The sequence below is a fragment of the Aromatoleum petrolei genome (assembly GCF_017894385.1).
GTDB classification, from domain to species: Bacteria; Pseudomonadota; Gammaproteobacteria; order Burkholderiales; family Rhodocyclaceae; genus Aromatoleum; species Aromatoleum petrolei.
Genome location: NZ_CP059560.1, coordinates 4,948,802 through 4,970,587, shown reverse-complemented (window position 1 = coordinate 4,970,587; position 21,786 = coordinate 4,948,802). Strand labels below are relative to the sequence as shown.

Here is a 21,786-nt window from a genome sequence, read left to right as displayed (position 1 = left end):
AACATGTCGGTCTGGCCGCGGAGCGCCGCCTCGATGACGCGCGGCCCGCGACTCCTGACGCCCCAAAGGAGAGATGCTCATGAGAATTGCAGTGATGGGAGCCGGCGCAGTCGGCTGCTACTACGGCGGCATGCTCGCGCGCGCCGGTCACGAGGTCGTCTTGATCGGTCGTCCGATGCACGTCGAAGCCGTGACGCGCGATGGACTCCTCCTCGACACGCACGAGTTTCAGGAACGCATCCCGGTGAAGGCAAGTACCAGCGCCGAAGCCGTTCGGAACGCGCAGCTCGTGCTGTGCTGCGTGAAGTCGACCGACACGGCGGACGCCGCGGCGGAAATGGCTCTCCATCTATCGCCCGAGGCGATCGTGCTCAGCCTGCAGAACGGTGTAGACAATGCTGAACGGCTGCAGGCACTGCTCGGCCGCCAGGTTGGCGCCGCCGTCGTCTATGTTGCGACGGAAATGGCCGGCCCGGGCCATGTGAAGCACCACGGCCGCGGGGAGCTCGTGATCGCGCCGTCCGACGCCTCCGCGCGCCTTGTCGAAATGTTCGGTGCCGCCGGCGTGCCCGTCGATGTCTCGGACAACGTCGTCGGCGCACTGTGGGCCAAGCTGATCCTCAACTGCGCGTACAACGCCCTGTCGGCGATTACGCAACTACCCTACGGCCGGCTCGTTGCGGGGGAATCGATCGAGGACATCATGCGCGACGCGGTGCAGGAATGTCTCGATCTAGCGTGGGCTGAAGGCATCACCGTTCCAGGCGATTGCTGGGACGCGGTGCAGAAGATCGCGCAGACGATGCCAGCGCAGTTTTCGTCCACGGCGCAGGATCTCAGGCGCGGCAAGCGCAGCGAGATCGACCATTTGAACGGCTACGTGCTGCGGCGCGGGCGGGCCCTTGGGGTTCCTACCCCGGTCAACCGCGTGCTGTTCGGCATCGTGAAGCTGCTCGAGGAGCGGAACGCGGGGACCGCGTCCGCCGCTTGACAAGCATCCCGAAGCCGGCCGATCACCTGCCCTTGCCGCGATCGGCAGACGGACGCCGGCGACCGTCATCCCTGCGCGCCTTGCCGCGCCCCTTGCCCCGGGACGCGGAATCCCGCCGTCGTCCGTGCTGGCGCGCAAGCATCTCGTCGACGGTCTCCGACATGCTGCGAGCAAGCGCGACGGCGACTTCGGCATCCGGGTAATGTTCAGGTAGCCGATAGCCTAGCCACGCATAGGCAGAATACTTCTTGCACGCATCCTCGGCGGCCTGCAGCGCGTAGCGACCGCCCCCCACCGGTTCGATCGACAGGTGCGAGGTGCGCTCCTTCGACAGCGCACGCGCCCATTCCTGCCAAGCCTGGTTCAGAGACTCCACGCGTGTCGATACCGGCACCAGCGACAGCGTGAAACGATGCTCAAGCGACAAGGGCAGGGTATCGAGCCAGCGCGCACGTTCGATCTGCTCGGTCAGGTCGCCGGGCAGGAAAAAATCGTCGGTGAGGTCGATGTTGCGCGAGAAGAGTTCGAGCAGGCGCGCCAGCGCACGCTCGCCGGTTGCAGCCGAAATGCTCCTCAGGTGATGCAGCGAGGGCGTTACATAAAAACCGCGGCTCGACAGCGGATCGGCCCCGGTGCGCATCAGCCGGCCGACGATACGGTGCGTGTGCTCGTCGAAACCGGCGACGAGGCCCGCCTCGTGCAGACCGAAGCGCCCTGCCCGCCCGGCAATCTGGTGCGTGAGCCAGGGCGGCAGGATGTCCTCCGAGATGCCGTCGAACTTCTTCGCCGTGGAAAACACCACTCGCGCCACCGGCAGGTTGAGTCCCATGCCGATCGCGTCGGTCGCAACGACGATGTCGGCCTCGCCGTCACGGAAGCGCTGCGCCTGCGCGCGACGCACCTCCGGCGAGAGATTGCCGTAAATCGTGGCAACGCGGAAACCGGCCTCCGCGATGTTGGTAGCCCAATTCAGCACGTCGCGGCGCGAGAACGCAATCACCGCGTCGCCTCGACGCAGCTGCCCGATGCTGCCGACCGGACGCGGCGCCATCTCCAGCGGCGATTTGCGCTCCAGCGTGCGTACCTCCAGCTCGCAGCCGAGGCGCTCGGCGAGCGCCTCCACCGCCGGGCGGGCCGACAGCGCGCCGAGCAGGAACACCGTCTTCGCCGCCGCGCCACATACCGCCGCGGTCCACGCAGAGCCGCGATCGAGGTCTTCCAGCATCTGTATCTCGTCGATCACCGCGACCTCGACAGGACGCGAGGTGTCGAGCATCTCGATGGTGCTCGCGACGTGGGTCGCACCGGGCGTGATGCGCCGCTCCTCGCCGGTAACGAGGCTCACCGCGACACCGCGGTCGGCCAGGCGCTCGTAATTCTCCAACGCCAGGAGGCGCAGCGGCGCGAGATACACGCCGGTCGCGGCCTTCGCCAGCGCCTCCATCGCCTGGTGGGTCTTGCCCGAATTGGTCGGCCCGAGGATTGCGACGAAGCGTCGCCGCATCATGAACGCCGTCTCGAAGGACTCCGGATAGCGCGTCAGCTTGACCGTGTCGCGCGCGGCCTCGGCCACTGTCTCCGCACGGCGACGCACGGCCGCTTCGGCGAGGCGGTCCTCGACGATGCGAAAACGTCGGCTCGCCAGTTCCTTGCCGGTCTCCAGCGCGCGCAGGAATCGCGCACCGTCCAGCCCTTCGGCCTGCGCCCGCTGCAGCACGCCGGTGACGAACGCGCGCACGTCAGCCTCGAACTCCGCCACCGAGGCCATGTGGAGCCGCTCGCGCACCAACGCGAGATGCTTCTCCTCAGGCAGCTTGCGCCACTTGGGCACTCGCGCCAGCACGCAGCGCTCGGGCACCAGGCGGTAGGGGTAGCGCTGGCCACCGGCCTCCACTTCGCCGGCGACCTCGATCGCGACTGCGCCCTCGTTGTGCACCAGGCGCGCGTTGAAGCTCTGCAGCCACAGATGGAGTTCTCGCGCGACGTCGAGCAGCGCATCGTCGTTCTCGGCATCGTCCTCTGCGGGCACGACGGCTTCCGGGTCGATGAAGAAGTTCTCTTCCAATTAATGTGATCCAGGCAGGAAAGAATGGAGGGTCTCATGGCTCGGGCACTCGGCGATACCCCGACAATCGATCTTGCGCGGATCGCCCCTGAGCGTCCGACGACAAAACGCAGGAGGTCAGCGCAACAATCCCAAACCGAGATATGTCACATCCAATTAATTCATTTTACGTGATGTTGACTCGACGCTAACCTGCGACCGATATTGTTCCATAGTGATTCACACCCAGCAGGAAGACGCACATGCCCTACGTAAACATCAAGATCACCCGCGAGGGCGCCACGCCCGAGCAGAAGGCCGAACTGATCAGCGGCGTCACGCGCCTGCTACAGTACGTCCTCGGCAAGAACCCGCAGACCACGGTGGTGGTCATCGACGAGGTCGACACGGACAACTGGGGGATAGCCGGTGAGAGCGTCACCGTGCGGCGCAAGCGCGGATCATAGTGCCGGCACCCGCGGTTCGCCGGCGAATCGCGTTCGTCCCCCCGCAGCACACGATCAGCGACGCTCGGGGGCGACTCGCATCACCAGTCCGTGGTGCCCCCGCGTCACCGGCATCGCGAAATCGAATCGATCGACCTGAGCACACAGGTCGAGGTCGGCGAGCGGCAGCGCCGGATCGTTTCCCGCAATGAAGCGCCGACCGAAATCGGAATCGCGTACCCGGCGCGCCAGCGCATCACCGTCGATGCGCTCGCCCTGCAGACCGGCCGCGAGGTAGTCCGCGCAGGCGATGTCCTCGTCCCCATCGCGATCGATCCATTCACCCGTCGTGATCAGCGCGACCCGCTTCGGCGCGGCCGCGCGCAACGCGCGCAGGGTCGCGCCGGCACACACGAGGCTGGCTGCAAACAGCCGCGGCGCACTGCGAAAGCGCAGCAGCGCCTGAACCCCCGCCGCGGTCGACAGGATCACCGGCCGGCCGCGGAGGTTCAGCTCCCGCACGCGTGCAGGCGAGTTCCCGAGGTCGAATCCCGGCATCGGACGCCCGCCGGGCAAGGCCCCCACTGTCAGTGCATCGGGCAACAGATCCAGCAACAGCTCCGCCTCGGCGGCGGTTCCGACCGGATGAATCTCGGACGCACCGGCAGCAAAGGCATAGGCGGCGGTGGAGAACGACCGCAGCACGTCGATCGCAACGACGGCGTCGAAGTCGTGCGATTCCTGCACGAGGCGATTCAGGGCGACGCGGAAGATCTGCATCGTTCGATCATACGACAAGGGGGCACGACACGACACATCCGGGCCGCGGCACGAAGCCGCGCCGCTACGGCATCCGACGCCGTATGCTCGAAAATGCGCAACCGCCGGAACGATTTCCTGCACACTTGTCCAACAGGCCCGTTCGCATTCCCCCTTGCCTCACGCATGAACAAGCTGACGATCCGCATCGCCCACGGTGCCGGCGACATCCCGCGCGAAGACTGGAGCGCCCTGTGCGAACCGGGGCACCCCTTCTTGAACGGCGACTTCCTCCGCATCGTCGAGGAACGGGGCGTGGCCGCGCCCGATGCCGGCTGGCAGCCGCTGCACCTCGTGGCGAGCGAAGACGGCGCGATCGTCGGCATACTCCCCCTTTATCTCAAGGGTCACTCGCACGGCGACTTCATCTACGACTGGAGCTGGAAACCCGTATGGGATCGCTTCGGGCACCGCTATTACCCGCGCCTGATCTCCGGCCTGCCCTACACGCCTGTCGCGGGGCCGCGTCTGCTGATCGCGCCGCGGGTCGTTGACCGCTCAGTGGTGCGCGACGCATTGATCGCCGCCGCTCAGGGCATCTGCGCCGAGAACGGCTTTTCGACCTGGCACGTCGCGCTGGCCACGACCGCCGACATAGACGCCGTCGCGGCCAGCGGTCTGCTCGTGAGCCACGACGTGCAATACCACTGGTCCGACGCCGGCTTCGGCGATTTCGACGGTTTCCTGCAGTCGTTCTCGGCCGAGAAACGGCGGAAAGTGCGCGCCGAGCGGCGACGCGCGGCCGGATCAGGCCTGCGCATCGACGTCCGGCATGGCGACGAGGTCGGCGGACACGAGTGGCCCGGATTGCACCGCCTGTACAAGTCGACCTTCGACCGCTTCGGTAATTTCGCCGCCTTCAGCCCCGAATGTTTCGCCGAACTCGCGACGACGCTGGGTGACCGGATGGTGTTGTTCACAGCCCATGACGGAGACGAGACGGTCGCGCTGTCACTGTGCTTCCGCAGCCATGACACGCTGTTCGGGCGCTACTGGGGCGCCAGCCGCCACGTCGACAGCCTGCACTTCGAGCTGTGCTTCTATCGCGGCATCGACTACTGCCTGAGCCACGGCCTCACACGCTTCGAACCGGGCGCGGGCGGCGAGCACAAGCTTGCCCGCGGGTTCACGCCACAGATCGTCCGCTCCGCGCACTGGATCGCGAATCCGCAAATGCGACGCGTGATTGCGCCTCATCTCCAACGCCAGAAGCTCGACGTTGCCGCCTGGCAGGACGACGCGAGGAACCATCTACCGTTTCGCAAACCGGATGCCGGCGTTCGCTGACACCGCCCGCCTCACCTGCATGGACCTCCGCCACGATGGACAAGCCTCACGCCCCCGCCACCGAGCGCAACCGCGAACCGATTCTCGCCGCGCTGCGGCGCCACTTCTCAGACCGCCACCATGTGCTCGAGATCGGCAGCGGAACCGGCCAGCACGCCGTCCACTTCGCCGCGGCCCTGCCCCACCTGATCTGGCAATCGTCCGACCGACCGGAGTACCTTTCCGGAATCCGCCTGTGGCTGCACGAAGCACGACTGCCCAACACGCCTGCACCCATCGCACTGGATGTCAACGCCCCCCCCGCCCTGCCCCCGCGCCATGACGCGGTGTTCACTGCGAACACGCTGCACATCATGAGTTGGCCCGAGGTCGAACGCCTCTTCGCCCTGCTTCCCTCCCTCATGACCCCGGGTGCGCTGCTCTGTTGTTACGGTCCGTTCAACTATGGCGGCCGCTTCACCAGTGCGAGCAACGCGCAATTCGACGCGGCCCTGAAACTCGACGACCCCCGGCGCGGCATCCGCGACATCGAGGCGGTCGACGCACTGGCAAGAGATGCCGGATTCGTGCTCGTCGAAGACATCGAAATGCCGGCCAACAACCGATGCATAACTTGGCGACGCGAGCGTCTTGGAAATCGGGCCTAGCAGTGCGAAGAGAGGGAACGCCACATCATGCAGAGAATGCCGCGTCTCGGGTGGTGGGCGGCGGGGGTGTTCATGCGAGGAGAATCCTCTGACGCGCTGACCGGCGTCGGGTTCGCTGGAGCTTGAGGTCTATTTACAGGTACTGCGCGATTCTAGCCGCGCCCGGCCCCGCCCGGCATCTTGGCGCATTCAAGGAAGATGCGCGCTGTGCACCGCGCGCAAATGTCGGGATCGAGGGTCGGAACGATGTGTGCGAGCGCGTCCGCCTTGCTCGCGAAGATGTGCCGCCCTCCGAGAAGCTCCTGATGCAGGCCGCTGCGCCGCCACGCATCGACCACGCGCGGTCGGGGGCGGTGGAAATACAGTCCTCCCCCCGTCCCCGCCCGCAGACGGAACTCGCGCGACCACAGCAGCTCGCCGGCCATATCTACGAAATTCATGCTCTTGGCCATCACCAGCAGGTGCTTCTGTCCAGGATGACGCTCGCGGAACTCCCGGAGCACGTTCCCGACGTGCTGCGTGGCGCCAAAATAGACGTCGCCTTCCATGCGCACCAGCTTCAATTGCGGGCACTCCGCCACCGCACCGGTGACTTCCTCGACCGGAGTGAAACGCCGCTCCGGCCCATGCGGCACCAACACGCGCATCACCGGCCGCGACGTGTGGTGCAGGTAGAACAGCAGCGACAGCCCAACCCCGATCAGGATCGCGAATTCGATCGGAATCAGGAGCATCGCCACCCAGGTGGCCCCGAGGCAGACCGCCTCCTGACGGCTGAAGCGCACGATCCCCGTGATCCTGCGTACGTTGATCAGCGTCCACGCCACGTACAACAGCAGGGCCGTAACGGCGGACATCGGAATCCCCGCAAGCAGATCCGCACTCGCCAGGACAAGCGCCAGCAACAACACGCTCGAGAAGACCGCCGCAAGCGGCGTCTGCGCCCCCGCCTCCAGGTTCGGAAGCGAACGGTTCAGGGAGCCGCAGGAAAGATAGGAGGAGAAGAAACTGCCTGCGATATTCGACAGCCCCTGTCCGAGAAACTCGCGGTTGACGTCGATGTGCTGACCGGAGCGCTCGGCCATGGCCTTCGCGATCGAAATCGACTGACCGAGCGCAACGATGGTCAGCGACAGCGCGATGCCGGCCAGTTGTGCAAGCGTCGCGGGGGACAGGTCCGGCATGCTGAGCGGCGGAATCGCCGACTTCAGAGCACCGAGGCGTGCAACCGCCTGCCCGCTCTGCCACTGCCAGCCCTCGGCGAGCGCATGGCCTGCAGCGAGTCCCAGCAGCATCGCCGGCCACCGTGGCCGAAAACGGGAGGCGGCCACCGTTGCCGCGACAGTCACGAGAGCGACTCCGGGTTCGATCCAGGCGAAGCGCCCTGCAGGCCACGCCAGATGCCAAAGATCCACCGCAGCGTGATAGGCAATCAGGCACGCCGCACCCGACATGAAACCGCTGAGCACCGATGGCGAGATGAAATTTGCGAGCGAACCGAAGCGGAAACGCGCGATCAGGAACTGCATCACGCCGACCATGAAGGTGGCCGTGAGCACGAGGCGCAGATAGTCAGGCGTCCCTGGTATCGCCAACGGCGACAGCATCGCGAAAAGCGCAAGCGAATTCGCATTTGTCGGTCCCGACACCACGTGGCGGCTGGAACCGAACAGCGCCGCGACGATGCAAGGGACGACCGCCGTGTAGATGCCGTACTCCGGGGGCAGGCCCGCGAGCCGCGCAAATGCCACCCCTTGCGGCAACACCAGCAGCGCACCGAGCAGGCCCGCGAGCAGGTCCGCCCGCAGGCCGGCCGCGGTCAGCGTCCGCCACCAGTCGCCGCCGCGAGCGGCCAGTTGCTCGAGAATCCGGCTCTGCAGCTTGCTCAAATACTCTCACCCCAGGTTGTCCGACCCGCAGCAACACGACCTGCGTAAGCGCAACGCCCCTGATGGGGGTCGCCTCACGGCCAAGCATTCACCCCCGAACCAATACCGTTCGGTCTGAGGGAGTCAAAGCCCTCGAACTTCAGAGCCTCCTTGATATCACAATCCCCAGTGGCATTCAGCAGCGCCCCCCCGCTAAATTCCTCGGTCTGCAAGGCATTCCATGACGGCCAGCCACCCGGCCTCGGCCCCGACACCTGCCTGCCGGAATGCTGCCTCCAGTTGGACCATCTGCGCCCCAGTGAGGCGTGCTTCGAGCGCTTCGCCGTCGGCACTGAGCTGCAACTGGCGGACGCGCCGGTCGTGCGCCGCAGTATCGGCAGCAATGAGGCCCATCTCGACCAACTGGCGCAAGGGCGCGTTCAGGGCCTGTTTGCTCACCCCGAGCACACCGAACAAGGCATTCACCGAAATTTTCGGATTGCGACCGACGAAATAGAGTATGCGGTGATGCACGCGTCCGAGGCCTCGCTCCGCGAGGATGCAGTCCGGCGGAGCGGTGAAGGCACGATAGCCGAAGTACAGCAGTTCAATCGCCTTGCGCAGGCGTGCCTCATCGCCAACCAATGGTCGACGGTCATCGGAGAAAAGTTGGTCAATCATGTTGACATGCTAGAAGGCGAATCGTTATCTTGTCTATAGGTCAAGTTTCTTGACCCTTATAACGGACGCCATCATGACCGCCACGCCATCCGCCCTTCCCGCCTTCTCCACCCGTACTCGCGACCTGCATGCGTCCCCGATCCGCGAAATCCTCGCCGTCGTCGATCGCCCCGGGATGATCTCCTTCGCCGGCGGCTTGCCCTCCAGCGACAGTTTTCCGTGCCTATCCCTCGACGGCATGCCCCGGAATGCGTTGCAATATGGTCCCAGCGAGGGGGAGCGGCCGCTGCGCGAATGGATTGCCGCAGACCTGCGCGCACGAGGGCTTCATTGCATAGCCGACCAGGTCCTGATTGTCTCCGGGTCGCAACAGGGCATCGACCTCGTCGCAAAACTGTTTATCGACTCCGGAACGCCCGTCGCTGTCGAATCCCCGACCTACCTCGCGGCCCTGCAGGTGTTCCGCTTCTTCGGCGCACACCTGCTTGCCTACGATGCCGAGGCACCCGATACGGCAAGCTTTGCGCGCGAAAAGCCCGCATTCGCCTACGTCATCCCCACCTTCCAGAATCCGAGCGGACGCTGCCTCGACGCCGCGCAACGCGCTGCCTTGGCAGCCCGCCTCGACGAGGCACGCATCCCCGTCTTCGAGGACGACCCCTACCGCGACCTCGCCTACGACCCTTGCGAACGCACCCCGCTGTGCGCCCGGTTGCAGCGCACGCCGTGGATCTACCAAGGTTCTTTTTCGAAAAGCCTGGCCCCCGGCCTGCGCCTGGGCTACCTCGTCGCCTCGCCCGAACTGCTCCCGTTCCTGACGCGCCTCAAACAGGCGGCCGATCTGCACAGTAACCGCGTCAGCCAGTGGGTAGTGCTGCAGCAGCTCAACGATCCCGCGCGCCATGCGCGCATCGACGCCCTCGTCGCAAGCTATCGCGTCCGCCGCGACGCATTCGAGCAGGCGCTGCGCCGACATTTCGGCGACATCGCTACATGGCAGACACCCCCCGGCGGCCTCTTCTACTGGCTGACGCTGCGCAAGAAGATCGACACGCGCGCGCTGCTGTCCAAGGCGATCGCAGCAAACGTCGCTTTCATGCCCGGCGAACCCTTCCTGCCGCACGAAACGGAAGCCTGCGGCCAGTTGCGGCTCAATTTCAGCCATGCGACCGCGGAGCAGGCCGATGTCGGGCTGAGGCGGCTGGCAGCGCTGTTACGCAGCGCATCCTGACTCCCGTCGCCTCCGGTCCGTTCCGGGCGCCCTATGGCATGATGGAATGCACTATGAGCACACCCGCAGCCACCATCTACTATCACGCCGACTGCCTCGACGGCTTTGGTGCCGCCTATGCAGCCTGGCGTCTCCTGGGCGACGCGGCACGTTACCTGCCGATGCACTACGGCAACGACTGGCAAGCGGAAGACGTCACCGGACGCGACGTCTTCATCCTCGACTTCTCGTTTTCGCGCGCCGAGCTCGAGCGCATTGCCACCCTGGCCCGCTCGGTCTGCCAGATTGACCACCACGCGAGCGCCCGCACCGCTTGGGCGGAGCTGCTGAATACGGACGTAGGGACGGGCGGCGAACGCTTTCACGATGCCTCCCGCAATCTGACGGTGATCTTCGACCTCGAACGATCCGGCGCCAGGCTCGCATGGGAATATTTCCATCCGGGCACGGCAATCCCGACGGCGCTCGCGCATATCGAGGACCAGGACATGTGGTGCTTCAGGCTCCCCGGCACACGTCCCTTCTGCCGGGCATTGCGCATGCGCGATTTCGCCTTCCTCACCTGGGATCCGATCGTGCGCGCAAGCGAGGATGCGTCTTCACCCGCTCATCGTGCGCTGATCGACGAAGGCGAAGCCGTTGATCGTTTCCTTGCCATCGAGGTCGATCGGCTCGCCTCCAGTGCGCTGGTCATGCCGGTAAGCCTGCAGGCCAACCTCGCTCCCGCAGCCCCCGCTGCCGAGTCCGACATGCGGGTGAACGGCCTTGCGATCAATGCCAGCGCAGCATTTGCATCCGAGCTCGGCGGACGGCTCGCCGAGCGCTCGCGCACCTTCGGCCTCGTCTGGCAACTGGGCCGCGACGGCTTCGTGAAGGCTTCACTGCGCGGCTGCAATGTAGTCAACGTCGCACGCATCGCCGAACATTACGGCGGCGGCGGCCATCCCAATGCTGCGGGCTTTCGCATGCGCTTCCATGATTTCCTTGAACAGGTGCTCGCGACACAGCCCGATCCCGCGCTCTGAACGTCCAGGCGCGCCAAATTTGCTTATAATTGAAGCCAGATGGCGCAAATGGAGTTCACCATGAATACCCCCGCCGCAGCCCTGCCGCCCCCTCCGTCGCTCTCGATCGAATCCGTGCTCGGCGGTCAGGGCGTGCTGCGCGCAAGGCCGCGGACGGCGCTCGACTGGGTTGCGGTCATCCGCCGCGGCATTTCGTCTGCGGCCGTCGATTCGGCAACGAAGACGCTCCACGTCACGCAGGCCGAACTTGCCGGAGCCCTGGGGATTCCCGAGCGCACCCTCGCCCGTCGCAAGAGGGAAGGGACCCTCAACAGCGAGGAATCCGCCAAGCTGGTACGCCTCGCACGGGTGGCCGAACGCGCCCAGGAGGTCTTCGAGGATCCCGAAGTCGCCATGCACTGGCTCAAATCGCCGAACACCGCCCTCGGCACTGCCGTGCCGCTGTCGCTCATGGACACCGACATCGGCGCCGAGAGCGTCCTGGACACCCTGGGCCGCATCGAGCACGGCGTCTTCGCCTGATGCTCACCGTGTGGCGCCTGGTGACGGCGCGCTTTGCGGAGTCGGCGTTCTCCGGCGAGGGCGCCCGCCTCTACGGTGGACGCTGGAACCGCAAGGGCATCGCGATGGTGTATACGGCCGCGACACAATCCCTCGCCATGCTCGAAATGCTCGTTCAGGACGAACCCTTGCGCGCCCGTTACGTGGTCATCCCGGCACGAATCCCGAGCGGGCTGCATATCGACCGCATTGCCGCCGACACGCTCCCGGACGATTGGCGCACCCCCGCGGCGCGCGAACAGCTGCAGGACATGGGCAGCGACTGGGCGAAGGGCGGTTCGGCCGCCGTACTGGCCGTCCCCAGTGTGGTGATCCCGTCGGAAACCAACTACCTGCTCAACCCCTTGCACCCGTTCTTTGCGAAAATCGCCATCGGTGAAGCGCAGGAATTCGTCACGGACTTGCGCCTCATTCGAAGCTCATGATTTTTCAATGCCCGCGACGGCAGATGGCGCCCGAAGACGGTCACCTCACGCGGAAAATCGACAAACCTCCCCAACTCCTCATGTCCTCCACACGCGAAGAAGACAAGACCGGCGATGCCCTCAAGGCCCAGCGTTTCCGCATGCTGGAAGACATCGCCACCGAAATGTCCCGCAAACTGGTCTTCCCGACCTGTTTCGACGTCACGATCCGCCTGCGCGAACTGCTCGACGACCCCGACGCACCGATCGAGAAGATCAGCGCCGCGGTGAGCCTCGACCCCATGATCAGCAGCCGCCTGCTGAGCGCAGCCAATTCCGTGCTCAACCGCCGCGACGGCCCACCCTGCAAGGACCTGCAGTCCGCGGTCATGCGCATCGGAACGAAGTCCGTACGTTCCCTGGCGCTCGGCATCGCGATGCGGCAGCTTCTGCTCGCCAAGGACCTGACCGACTTCGACGGCATATCGCGTCGGCTTTGGACACACTCCGTGACCACCGCTGCCGCCTGTTCCGTCCTCGCGCAGAAATTCGGCCGTGTGACCGCCGACCAGGCGCTGTTCGCGGGGCTGGTGCATGACCTGGGCGCCAGCTACATGCTCTATCGCGCCTCGCAGTACGACGAACTGCGGGAGCGGCCCGATACCGTCCGACACCTCGTCTACCAATGGCACGAGAGCATCGGCGAGTCCCTGCTCTTCTCCCTCGGCATTCCCGAGGAGATCGCCATCGCCACGCGCGACCACGACCACCCCCGTCCCGTACCCGAGTACCCGCGCCATCTCACCGACATCGTCTACATCGGCAACGTCATGGCCGGTGGACATTTCGAGTGGATGAAGAAGGATTTCGACGCCGCTGCGCAGGCCCGCGCCGAGCTAGGCGAACCGTATCTATCCCTCATGGACGACATGAACGCCGTGGCCACCGATCTACACGCCGTGCTTGAGGGTTGATCCATCCGGCAAGTGACCACGAGCGGAAACTACGGAGCCGAATCCCCTACGGATTGCCTGTAAAATGACCTCCGGACCGGGGCACGCGAAACGCCGGGGTCGCCCCGGCGACGCCACGATCGATTCGCCTGTCCGACCGACCATCCCGCACGGACACGGAGGCGCGCATGGCTCTGGCAGCACTTTCGACGCAGCAGATCATCGAACAGCTCGATTCGGGCTATCACTGGGTCGGCAGCACCGTCACCTACGCGTTTCCCGTCAGCACCGCCAACCTGTACTGGACCGACGAAGGCGGCTCGTTCCAGCCGCTGGGTTTCACCCAGCAGGCCCACGCCGAACTGGCACTCGCCTCCTGGGACGATTTGATCGCCCCTTCCTTCGCCGAAGTGTCGGGCACCTCGTCCGACATCGAATTCGGGTTCACGCTCAGCACCGACTATGCCCACGCCTACTTCCCGAACTACGGAAGCGTCTGGTTGAGGGCCGGCGAAACCTCGCTCGCCGACCCCGAGGTCGGCAGTTACGGCTACATGACCTATGTCCACGAGATCGGCCACGCCCTCGGGCTCGACCACATGGGCGACTACAACGGTTACGCACCCGAGCCGACCAGCTACCAGGACAGCACCGTCCTATCCGTCATGTCCTACTTCGGCCCAACCCATGGCACCTGGTCCGCCGGAACCGGCCAGATCGCTTGGGCCGACTGGATAGGCTCGGATGGTCAGCTCCATCAGCCCCAGACGCCCATGCTCAATGACGTGCTGGCGATCCAGAGCATCTACGACGCAGATCGCAGCACCCGCAGTGGCGACACCACCTACGGCTTCGGCGCCAACGTCGGCGGCGCGATGGCGACAATCCTCGATTTCAGGCTTAACCCCCACCCCGTACTCACGATCTACGATGCGGGCGGTAACGACACCCTCAACCTCAGCGGCTGGTCGTCGGCCAGCACGGTCGATATCGCGCCGGGAGCGTACAGCTCCTGCAACGACATGACCAACAACCTCGCCATCGCGTACTCGACGGACATCGAGAACGTCATCTGCGGCGGCGGCGCCGATACGATCAGAGGCAATACCCTCGCCAATCGTCTCGACGGCGGCGGCGGAAACGACTGGATCTATGGATTCGGCGGCGACGACGAACTCCTCGGCGGCAGCGGCAACGACTACCTCGACGGCGGCATCGGCGTCGACTGGGCCATCCTGGGCGCGGATCTCGGCAGCTACGCGATCATCTACGACTCCACCGCCGGGGCCTTCACCTTCCAGAGCCAGTGGAGCGGCATCGACACAATCACCGGCGTCGAGTACTTCCGCTTCGCCGACGGCCTCACCCGCAGTGCGGGTGAACTCACCGGGGGACAGCGCGCCGCGCCCGTTGCCGGAATCGCGGTTTCGGGCACCGGTCGCGCCGACATCCTCTCCGGCACCGATGCGGACGACCAGCTATTCGGCCTGGGCGGCGCCGATTCGCTCGACGGCGGGTTCGGTCATGACCTGCTCGACGGCGGCCGTGGTGCGGACCGACTCTCGGGCGGCAACGGCGACGATACCTATATCGTCGACAACCGTAGCGACGTCGTGACCGAATCGAACGGCCTGCTGGGCGGCATCGACACCGTGCGCAGTTCCATCTCCTTCGCCCTGGGCGCAAGCCTCGAACATCTCACCCTCACCGGCCGCGCACGCGCCAACGGCAGCGGCAACGACGGCGACAACGTCATTGCGGGCAACACCGGGCGCAACACCCTCGAAGGCGGCGGCGGCGACGACACCCTGATCGGCGCCGGGGGCCTCGACATCCTCACCGGCGGCGCAGGTCAGGACATTTTCCGCTTTGACGCCGTGGCCGACAGCGGAGTGAGCGCCCGCAAGGCGGACCGGATCACTGATTTCACGATCGGCGAGGATCTCCTCGACCTCTCCCTCATCGACGCGAACCTCCTCACCGCAGGGGACGACGCCTTCGACGCCACCTTCGTGGCCGCTGGAACGGCCTTTTACGCACCGGGCCAACTCCAGCTTGCCGACGGCATCCTGTACGGCAACGTGGACGCCGATGCGAAACCGGAGTTCGTGATCAACGTCGGACTCCTCACCCTCTCCCACAACGACATCGTGCTCTGATCGCCCGATTTGACGCATTTCCCGCCCAATCGCCTTACACACAATTACAACGCAAGTGCATGGAAGGCTTGATACCGAACGCGGTCGCGCTACACTTCGCGCCTTGACGCCTTCCGGACGGAATATGCACAAACACACGGCCATGCACCGCTGCCTGCTCGTCCTCCTGCTTCCGCTGCTCGTCTCAACGTCAAGCCATGCAGCCGAACAGAAATCGGCCAGCGAGGGAACGACTGTCGAGCTATCCGCCGATGCCCGCCGCGCGGCCCCCAATGACCTCGCCATCGCAAACCTCTATTTCCAGGCGGATGACCGAAATCCTGCTGCGCTCGCACGACAGGTCAACAGCGCCATGGCGACCGCACTTGAACAGGTGCGCGGCCACGCGACCGTGAAGGCGAAATCCGCCGGGACCACGACTTTCCCCGTGTACGGCAAGGAAGGCCGGCGTATCGAGGGCTGGCGCATGCGCTCCGACATCCAACTCGAAAGCCGGGATCTCCCTGCGCTCACCGAACTCCTCGGCAAGCTCCAGGGAACGCTTGCGCTCGGAGGCCTGACCCTGCAGCCCTCGCCCGAAACGCGCAAGAACACCGCAGACCTCGCCGCCACGGACGCTATCCGCGCCTTCCAGGAACGCGCCGGAGCCATTGCTGCCACCCTGAACAAACCGTGGCGCATTCGCCACCTGGCCGTGACCCACAGCGGCTCCCCCCGTCCGCCCTTCCCCGCAGCACGCGCCTCGGCATTCGCCGCCGAGGCCGCACCGATGCCCGTCGAAGCTGGCGAAACGGAGATCATCGTCACCGTCAGCGGGACCATCGAACTGACGGATTAACTCGGCCCCACCCGCCGCACGCTTCATACAGACACTTCATGCGCATCAATCGCCATCTGGCCGCCCTTTCCGCAGTTCTCATCGGCGCCGGCTCCCTTGCCGGCACTGCCTGGCCCCGAGAGGGATCGCGGGTCGTCAGTTACAGCTGTCCCGGCGGCGAGCAGTTCACCGTCGAATATTTCGACGGCCATGTGCGCCTGCGCACCGGCGCAGGCATCTTCGCCCTCACCGGCGAAAAGACGGTCGACGGGGAGAAATATTCCGACGGGCATACCCTGCTCTCGGCCAACGGTGACCAGGCAGCACTGGTCCGGCCGGGCCTGCCCGACAGCCTGGCCTGCCGGCCTGTCGGCAAAACCTCGCTCTGACGCCCCGTAGGGTACTGCCACAACCTGAACGCCCACTGGACACCAGAAGGCAAATTCCCCTATCGTTCGGGGATCGCGTGCAGGGGAGCTCCATGGTCGTTCGCAAGCTGCTTCATGCCTTCATGGCATCGACGATCGCAGCCCTCGTAGCGGCCTGCGGCAGCGTTCCGGCCCCGCGCCCCGAGGCCTCCACCGCGCCGAACAATTCCTCCGGGCGCGTCAGCGCCGACTACTTCGTCCTCGAAGAACCCGAACATTCGCGGGAAATGGTCATCTTCGCGCTGGGCCTGCTCGACACCGGGTACCGCTTCGGCGGCCGCAATCCCGATGCGGGTCTCGATTGCAGCGGCATGGTGTCCTACATCGTCGAACAAGTTTCCGGCCGCCGCTTGCCGCACAACGCCGCACAGATCGCCGACCGGACGCGCCCGGTCAGTCTCGCGCTGCTCCAGCCGGGCGATCTCGTGTTCTTCAACACCATGAACCGGCCATACTCCCACATGGGCATCTACATGGGCGAAGGCAAGTTCGTGCACGCACCATCGAGTCGGGGGCGCGTGCGCGTCGAACGGCTCGACAGCCCCTATTTCAGATCCAGATTCGACGGTGCCAGGACGCTCCTGGCGGACAGTTGAACGAGGCGACCCGGGCGCCTACAACCCGGGGCGGCGCTGCACCCGCCGACGCTGACAGGAAGCATCTCATCCACTCTTCAGCAGGAGCAGAATCATGCATACACGAAAGATCAGCGAGGTCATCGCCGGCCGCCCCATCCTCACAGGCCCTGCGGACCTGACCGTCAGCGAGGCTGCGCGTCTGATGGCCGCGGCCAAGGTCGGATCCATCATGCTCACCGAAGGCGGCCGTCTCATCGGGATCTTTACGGAACGCGACGCCCTCGTGCGCGTGCTCGCCGCCGGACTGGACCCGCAGGCGACACCCGTCGCGCGTGCGATGACCACGAAGGTGATGACCGCAACGCCCGAAATGCCCCTCGGCCACGCATTGCACCTGATGTTCGAAGGCGGATTCCGGCACGTGCCCGTCGTGAGTGACGGCCGGCCTGTGGGAATGGTGTCTGCGCGCGACGCGCTCGGCCCCGAGCTGGTCGAATTCGAGGGTGAGCTGTTGCAGCGCGAAGCGATCGCCGAAGTGCTCTGAGCAGGCAGCACTCCCCGGGGTAGCCGCCGTCAGGGCTTCTGCCGGGGGGTGTGAACGAAAACCTCGCCGGGCTTGGTCAGCCCGAGCTCGAAACGTGCGCGTTCCTCGATCGCCTCGTTGCCGGACTTGAGATCACGGACCTCGGCTTCCAGGCCCGCGTTGCGCTGCTCCAGCTCGCGATTCTTCTCGCGCTGCTCCTGCAGTTGCCGGTCGACATCCCACACCCGCAACCAGCCGCCTTTGCCCAGCCAGAGCGGATACTGGAGGGCTCCAACCAGCAGGACAAGGATGACCAGAGGCCAGCGCATAAGGATGAAAATAAGTTCGTAATCAAAAGAAGGCCGGCGAATCGATCGCCGGCCTTGTGCATTGAATCATCGCGAACGGCCCTTTCAGGCCGCCGCAGAACGCGAAACGCTCAGCGCACGCGCAGGTTGTAGAAGGCGCGACGGCCTGGGTAGCTGACGGTATCGCCGAGATCTTCCTCGATGCGCAGCAGCTGGTTGTACTTCGAGATGCGGTCCGAACGCGAGAGCGAACCGGTCTTGATCTGCATCGCGTTGAGGCCGACGGCAATGTCGGCGATCGTCGAGTCCTCGGTCTCGCCCGAACGGTGCGAGATCACGGCCGTGTAGCCGGCGCGCTTGGCCATCTCGACCGCTGCGAAGGTTTCCGACAGCGTGCCGATCTGGTTGATCTTGATGAGGATCGAGTTGGCGATACCCTGATCGATACCCTGCTCGAGAATCTTCGTGTTGGTCACGAACAGGTCGTCGCCAACGATCTGGATCTTCTTGCCAAGCTTGTCGGTCAGCGTCTTCCAGCCCGCCCAGTCGCCTTCGGCCATGCCGTCCTCGATCGAGACGATCGGGAATCGGTCGGCCAGCGTCGAAAGGTAGTCGGCAAAGCCTTCGGAGCTCAGGGTCAGGCCCTCGCCGGCGAGCACGTACTTGCCGTCCTTGTAGAACTCGGACGCAGCGCAGTCGAGCGCCAGCAGCACGTCGCGGCCCGGCTCGTAACCGGCGTTCGAGATAGCCTCGAGAATGAGATTCAAGGCCTCGTCGGTGCCCGACACGTTCGGCGCGAAGCCGCCTTCATCGCCGACGGTCGTCGGGTAGCCCTTCTTGTCGGTGAGCTTCTTCAGGTGGTGGAAAACTTCGGCCCCGCAGCGTAGCGCCTCACGGAAGCTGCCCATCGACACCGGCATGATCATGCATTCCTGGATGTCCAGGCTGTTGTTCGCGTGCGCGCCGCCGTTGATGACGTTCATCATTGGCACCGGCATCGCCATCGGGCCCGAACCGCCGAAGTAGCGGTACAGCGGCAGGCCGGCCTCTTCGGCTGCAGCCTTGGCGACCGCCATCGACACAGCCAGCATCGCATTGGCGCCCAGGCGCGACTTGTTCTCGGTCCCGTCGAGCTCGATCAGGCTGCGGTCAATGAACGCCTGCTCCTCAGCGTCGAGGCCGATGATCGATTCCGAGATCTCAGTGTTGACGTTCTCGACCGCACGCAGGACGCCCTTGCCCAGATAGCGCGCGGCGTCACCATCACGCAGTTCGATGGCTTCGCGCGAACCGGTGGAGGCGCCCGACGGCACCGCCGCACGGCCCATAACGCCGGATTCGAGCAGAACGTCCGCCTCGACGGTCGGGTTGCCGCGCGAATCGAGAATTTCGCGGGCAATGACATCAACGATTGCACTCATGGGTATTCCTGTCCTTCAAGGGGTCAAAAATAAGTTGATCGAAAGCGGACTGCCGCTCAGCCTGCCAGTTCGATGAAGCCGTGACGCTTCACCAGGCTATCGATGTCCTTCAGCGTCGCCAGCAGCGCCTTCATCTTCGGCAGCGGCCATGCGTTCGGTCCGTCCGAGAGGGCTTTTGCGGGGTCGGGGTGGGTCTCCATGAAGAGACCCGCAACGCCCACTGCCATGGCCGCACGCGCCAGCACCGGCACGAACTCGCGCTGCCCGCCGGAGGCCGTGCCCTGGCCGCCGGGAAGCTGCACCGAATGTGTCGCGTCGAACACGACCGGGCAACCCGTTTCGCGCATGATCGCAAGGCTGCGCATATCCGACACGAGATTGTTGTAACCGAAGGATGCGCCGCGCTCGCACACCATGATGGTGTCGGCACCGCCGTTGGCCTCGCGCGCCTTGTCCACGACGTTCTTCATGTCGCCCGGCGCGAGGAACTGGCCCTTCTTGATGTTCACCGGCTTGCCGCTGGCGGCGACCGCATGGATGAAGTCGGTCTGGCGGCACAGGAAGGCCGGCGTCTGCAACACGTCAACGACGGCCGCCACCGCCGGGATTTCCTCGATCGCGTGCACATCGGTCAGCACCGGCACGCCGAGCTGCTTGCGCACGTCGGCGAGGATCTCGAGGCCCTTCTCCATGCCCGTGCCGCGGTAGGACTTGCCCGAACTGCGATTGGCCTTGTCGTACGACGACTTGTAGATGAAGGGGATGGCGAGCTCGGCGCAGATTTCCTTCAGCGCGCCGGCCGTCTCGAAGGCCATGTCGCGCGACTCGATCACGCACGGTCCGGCGATCAGGAAGAAGGGCTTGTCAAGACCGACCTCGAATCCGCAGAGTTTCATCACGACTCCCTCAGGCCGCGGCAGCAGCCGTCTTGCGCGCCAGCGCCGCCTTCACGTAGGCCGTGAACAGCGGATGCCCCTTGCGCGGGTTAGAGGTGAATTCCGGGTGGAACTGGCAGCCAACGAACCACGGATGCACGTCGGCGGGCAGTTCGATCATCTCGCACAGGTCCGTTCCGGGCGCACGGCCGGAAACCACCAGACCCTTTTCTTCGAGCTGCGAGAGCAGCTTGTTGTTCACTTCGTAGCGGTGGCGATGACGCTCGACGACGTCGGCGGAGCCATACACATCGCGGGCGAGCGACCCTTCGGCGAGATGACAGAGCTGAGCGCCGAGGCGCATCGTGCCGCCGAGGTCGGAGCTTTCGCTGCGTTTTTCGACCTTGCCGCTGCGATCCTGCCATTCGGTGATCAGGCCGATCACCGGATACTGCGTGTCACGCTCGAACTCTGTCGAATGCGCGCCGGCCATTCCGGCCACGTCGCGCGCGAACTCGACGACGGCAAGCTGCATGCCCAGGCAGATGCCCAAGTAAGGTACCTTGTTCTCCCGCGCATAGCGGATCGCGGCAATCTTGCCTTCCGTGCCACGCTTGCCGAAGCCGCCGGGCACCAGGATCGCATCCATCTTCTCGAGCGCCTTGCAGCCGTCGCGCTCGATGTCCTCGGAGTCGAGGTAATGGATCTTCACCTTGCTCTCGGTGTGCATCCCTGCGTGGTTGAGTGCCTCGATAAGCGACTTGTAGGATTCGGTGAGATCGACGTACTTGCCGACGAAAGCGATGTCGACGGTCTGCTTCGGGTTCTCGAGCGCATGGACGAGCTTCTCCCACACGGAGAGATCCGCCGCCCGCGCGAGGATGTTGAGCTTGTGGCAGACGATCTCGTCGAGCATCTGGTCGTGCAGTTGCCCGGGGATCTTGTAGATGGAGTTGGCGTCGAGGCACTCGATGACCGCTTCGGGCATCACATTGCAGAACAACGCGATCTTGCGGCGCTCGTCGGCGGGAATCGAACGATCGGCGCGGCACAGCAGGATGTCGGGCTGGATGCCGATCTCGCGCAGTTCCTTCACGGAGTGCTGCGTCGGCTTAGTCTTCAGCTCGCCCGCCGTCGGGATGTACGGAACCAGCGTCAGGTGGATGAAGCAGGTGCTGTTCCGGCCCTCCTCGATCCCCATCTGGCGGATGGCTTCGAGGAAGGGCAAGGACTCGATGTCACCCACCGTTCCGCCGACCTCGACGATCGCGACATCCGCACCCTCGGCGCCGCGCTTGATATATTGCTTGATCTCGTCAGTGATGTGCGGGATGACCTGCACCGTCTTGCCGAGGTACTCGCCGCGGCGCTCCTTCTTGATCACCGACTCGTAGATCTGGCCGGTGGTGAAGTTGTTGCGCTTGCTCATGCGGGCGCTGGTGAAGCGCTCGTAGTGGCCGAGGTCGAGGTCGGTTTCGGCGCCGTCCTCAGTCACGAAGACCTCGCCGTGCTGGAACGGGCTCATGGTGCCCGGATCGACGTTGATATACGGATCCAGCTTGAGGTGGGTAACCTTGATGCCGCGGGATTCGAGAATGGCCCCCAGCGAGGCCGCTGCAATGCCTTTGCCCAAAGAGGACACGACACCGCCGGTAACGAAGACGTATTTGGTCATGGGAACGTTGCTGCGGGAAAGCGCGATGATAACCGAAGTGCCCTG

22 protein-coding genes are annotated in these 21,786 nt (G+C 65.1%); 14 read left to right on the top strand and 8 right to left on the bottom strand.

Annotated features, from left to right (window positions below):
• Window positions 1–79: 79 nt before the first annotated feature.
• The gene (locus ToN1_RS22755; protein WP_169207994.1) at window positions 80–991 is read left to right on the top strand and encodes a ketopantoate reductase family protein; all 912 of its coding nucleotides are present in this window, start codon (window positions 80–82) and stop codon (window positions 989–991) included.
• Window positions 992–1,013: 22 nt separating this feature from the next.
• Here ToN1_RS22755 and ToN1_RS22750 read toward each other — a convergent pair whose 3' ends face one another.
• Window positions 1,014–3,056, bottom strand: a complete 2,043-nt coding sequence (locus ToN1_RS22750; RefSeq protein WP_210147914.1) for a helicase-related protein — start codon at window positions 3,054–3,056, stop codon at window positions 1,014–1,016.
• 242 nt (window positions 3,057–3,298) lie between these two features.
• Here ToN1_RS22750 and ToN1_RS22745 point away from each other — a divergent pair, with 242 nt between their 5' ends.
• The gene (locus ToN1_RS22745; protein ID WP_169207993.1) at window positions 3,299–3,502 is read left to right on the top strand and encodes a tautomerase family protein; all 204 of its coding nucleotides are present in this window, start codon (window positions 3,299–3,301) and stop codon (window positions 3,500–3,502) included.
• Window positions 3,503–3,556: 54 nt separating this feature from the next.
• Here the strand turns inward: ToN1_RS22745 and ToN1_RS22740 are convergent, their stop codons facing one another.
• Window positions 3,557–4,261: a 2-phosphosulfolactate phosphatase gene (locus tag ToN1_RS22740; protein ID WP_169207992.1), complete on the bottom strand. Its 705-nt coding sequence runs from the start codon at window positions 4,259–4,261 to the stop codon at window positions 3,557–3,559.
• 165 nt (window positions 4,262–4,426) lie between these two features.
• Here ToN1_RS22740 and ToN1_RS22735 point away from each other — a divergent pair, with 165 nt between their 5' ends.
• Together ToN1_RS22735 and ToN1_RS22730 are read left to right on the top strand one after the other, a co-directional pair.
• The gene (locus ToN1_RS22735) at window positions 4,427–5,587 is read left to right on the top strand and encodes a GNAT family N-acetyltransferase (protein ID WP_169207991.1); all 1,161 of its coding nucleotides are present in this window, start codon (window positions 4,427–4,429) and stop codon (window positions 5,585–5,587) included.
• Between the two features lie 35 nt (window positions 5,588–5,622).
• The gene (locus ToN1_RS22730; protein ID WP_210147913.1) at window positions 5,623–6,234 is read left to right on the top strand and encodes a DUF938 domain-containing protein; all 612 of its coding nucleotides are present in this window, start codon (window positions 5,623–5,625) and stop codon (window positions 6,232–6,234) included.
• A 152-nt stretch (window positions 6,235–6,386) separates the two neighbouring features.
• On the opposite strand, the gene ToN1_RS22725 is transcribed toward ToN1_RS22730, so the two are convergent.
• Together ToN1_RS22725 and ToN1_RS22720 are read right to left on the bottom strand one after the other, a co-directional pair.
• Window positions 6,387–8,123, bottom strand: coding sequence for a SulP family inorganic anion transporter (locus tag ToN1_RS22725; protein ID WP_210147912.1), 1,737 nt, complete (start codon window positions 8,121–8,123; stop codon window positions 6,387–6,389).
• Between the two features lie 192 nt (window positions 8,124–8,315).
• Window positions 8,316–8,783, bottom strand: coding sequence for a MarR family winged helix-turn-helix transcriptional regulator (locus ToN1_RS22720; protein WP_169205090.1), 468 nt, complete (start codon window positions 8,781–8,783; stop codon window positions 8,316–8,318).
• A 73-nt stretch (window positions 8,784–8,856) separates the two neighbouring features.
• Here ToN1_RS22720 and ToN1_RS22715 point away from each other — a divergent pair, with 73 nt between their 5' ends.
• The 10 genes from ToN1_RS22715 (at window position 8,857) to ToN1_RS22670 (ending at window position 17,483) form a co-directional block, all read left to right on the top strand.
• Entirely contained in the window at window positions 8,857–10,014 is a 1,158-nt protein-coding gene (locus ToN1_RS22715; protein WP_169205089.1) for an aminotransferase-like domain-containing protein, read from the top strand.
• Between the two features lie 53 nt (window positions 10,015–10,067).
• Complete coding sequence (locus ToN1_RS22710; RefSeq protein WP_169205088.1) at window positions 10,068–11,039, top strand: phosphoesterase; 972 nt, start codon at window positions 10,068–10,070, stop codon at window positions 11,037–11,039.
• Window positions 11,040–11,099: 60 nt separating this feature from the next.
• Complete coding sequence (gene parS, locus ToN1_RS22705; RefSeq protein ID WP_169205087.1) at window positions 11,100–11,561, top strand: type II RES/Xre toxin-antitoxin system antitoxin; 462 nt, start codon at window positions 11,100–11,102, stop codon at window positions 11,559–11,561.
• Window positions 11,561–12,025 carry an RES family NAD+ phosphorylase gene (locus ToN1_RS22700; protein ID WP_169205086.1) on the top strand — a complete coding sequence of 155 codons (465 nt, stop codon included), beginning with the start codon at window positions 11,561–11,563 and terminating at the stop codon, window positions 12,023–12,025. Before parS ends, ToN1_RS22700 begins: the two co-directional genes overlap by 1 nt.
• A gap of 80 nt (window positions 12,026–12,105) precedes the next feature.
• On the top strand, window positions 12,106–12,978 hold the full coding sequence (locus ToN1_RS22695) for an HDOD domain-containing protein (RefSeq protein ID WP_169205085.1): 873 nt from the start codon (window positions 12,106–12,108) through the stop codon (window positions 12,976–12,978).
• A gap of 167 nt (window positions 12,979–13,145) precedes the next feature.
• Window positions 13,146–15,116 (top strand): M10 family metallopeptidase C-terminal domain-containing protein, encoded by a 1,971-nt coding sequence (locus tag ToN1_RS22690; protein WP_169205084.1) that lies wholly within the window; start codon window positions 13,146–13,148, stop codon window positions 15,114–15,116.
• A 124-nt stretch (window positions 15,117–15,240) separates the two neighbouring features.
• A complete protein-coding gene (locus tag ToN1_RS22685) occupies window positions 15,241–15,954 on the top strand; it encodes an SIMPL domain-containing protein (protein WP_169205083.1) in 714 nt (237 codons plus the stop codon).
• A 38-nt stretch (window positions 15,955–15,992) separates the two neighbouring features.
• The gene (locus ToN1_RS22680; RefSeq protein ID WP_169205082.1) at window positions 15,993–16,322 is read left to right on the top strand and encodes an MliC family protein; all 330 of its coding nucleotides are present in this window, start codon (window positions 15,993–15,995) and stop codon (window positions 16,320–16,322) included.
• 92 nt (window positions 16,323–16,414) lie between these two features.
• Window positions 16,415–16,957 carry a C40 family peptidase gene (locus ToN1_RS22675; protein ID WP_169205081.1) on the top strand — a complete coding sequence of 181 codons (543 nt, stop codon included), beginning with the start codon at window positions 16,415–16,417 and terminating at the stop codon, window positions 16,955–16,957.
• A gap of 94 nt (window positions 16,958–17,051) precedes the next feature.
• Entirely contained in the window at window positions 17,052–17,483 is a 432-nt protein-coding gene (locus tag ToN1_RS22670; RefSeq protein WP_169205080.1) for a CBS domain-containing protein, read from the top strand.
• 29 nt (window positions 17,484–17,512) lie between these two features.
• On the opposite strand, the gene ftsB is transcribed toward ToN1_RS22670, so the two are convergent.
• The 4 genes from ftsB to ToN1_RS22650 form a co-directional block, all read right to left on the bottom strand.
• A complete protein-coding gene (gene ftsB, locus ToN1_RS22665; RefSeq protein WP_169205079.1) occupies window positions 17,513–17,791 on the bottom strand; it encodes a cell division protein FtsB in 279 nt (92 codons plus the stop codon).
• Window positions 17,792–17,901: 110 nt separating this feature from the next.
• Window positions 17,902–19,191 carry a phosphopyruvate hydratase gene (gene eno, locus ToN1_RS22660; RefSeq protein ID WP_169205078.1) on the bottom strand — a complete coding sequence of 430 codons (1,290 nt, stop codon included), beginning with the start codon at window positions 19,189–19,191 and terminating at the stop codon, window positions 17,902–17,904.
• Window positions 19,192–19,247: 56 nt separating this feature from the next.
• Entirely contained in the window at window positions 19,248–20,087 is an 840-nt protein-coding gene (gene kdsA / locus ToN1_RS22655) for a 3-deoxy-8-phosphooctulonate synthase (protein ID WP_169205077.1), read from the bottom strand.
• Window positions 20,088–20,097: 10 nt separating this feature from the next.
• The gene (locus ToN1_RS22650) at window positions 20,098–21,741 is read right to left on the bottom strand and encodes a CTP synthase (RefSeq protein WP_169205076.1); all 1,644 of its coding nucleotides are present in this window, start codon (window positions 21,739–21,741) and stop codon (window positions 20,098–20,100) included.
• Between the last annotated feature and the right edge of the window lie 45 nt (window positions 21,742–21,786).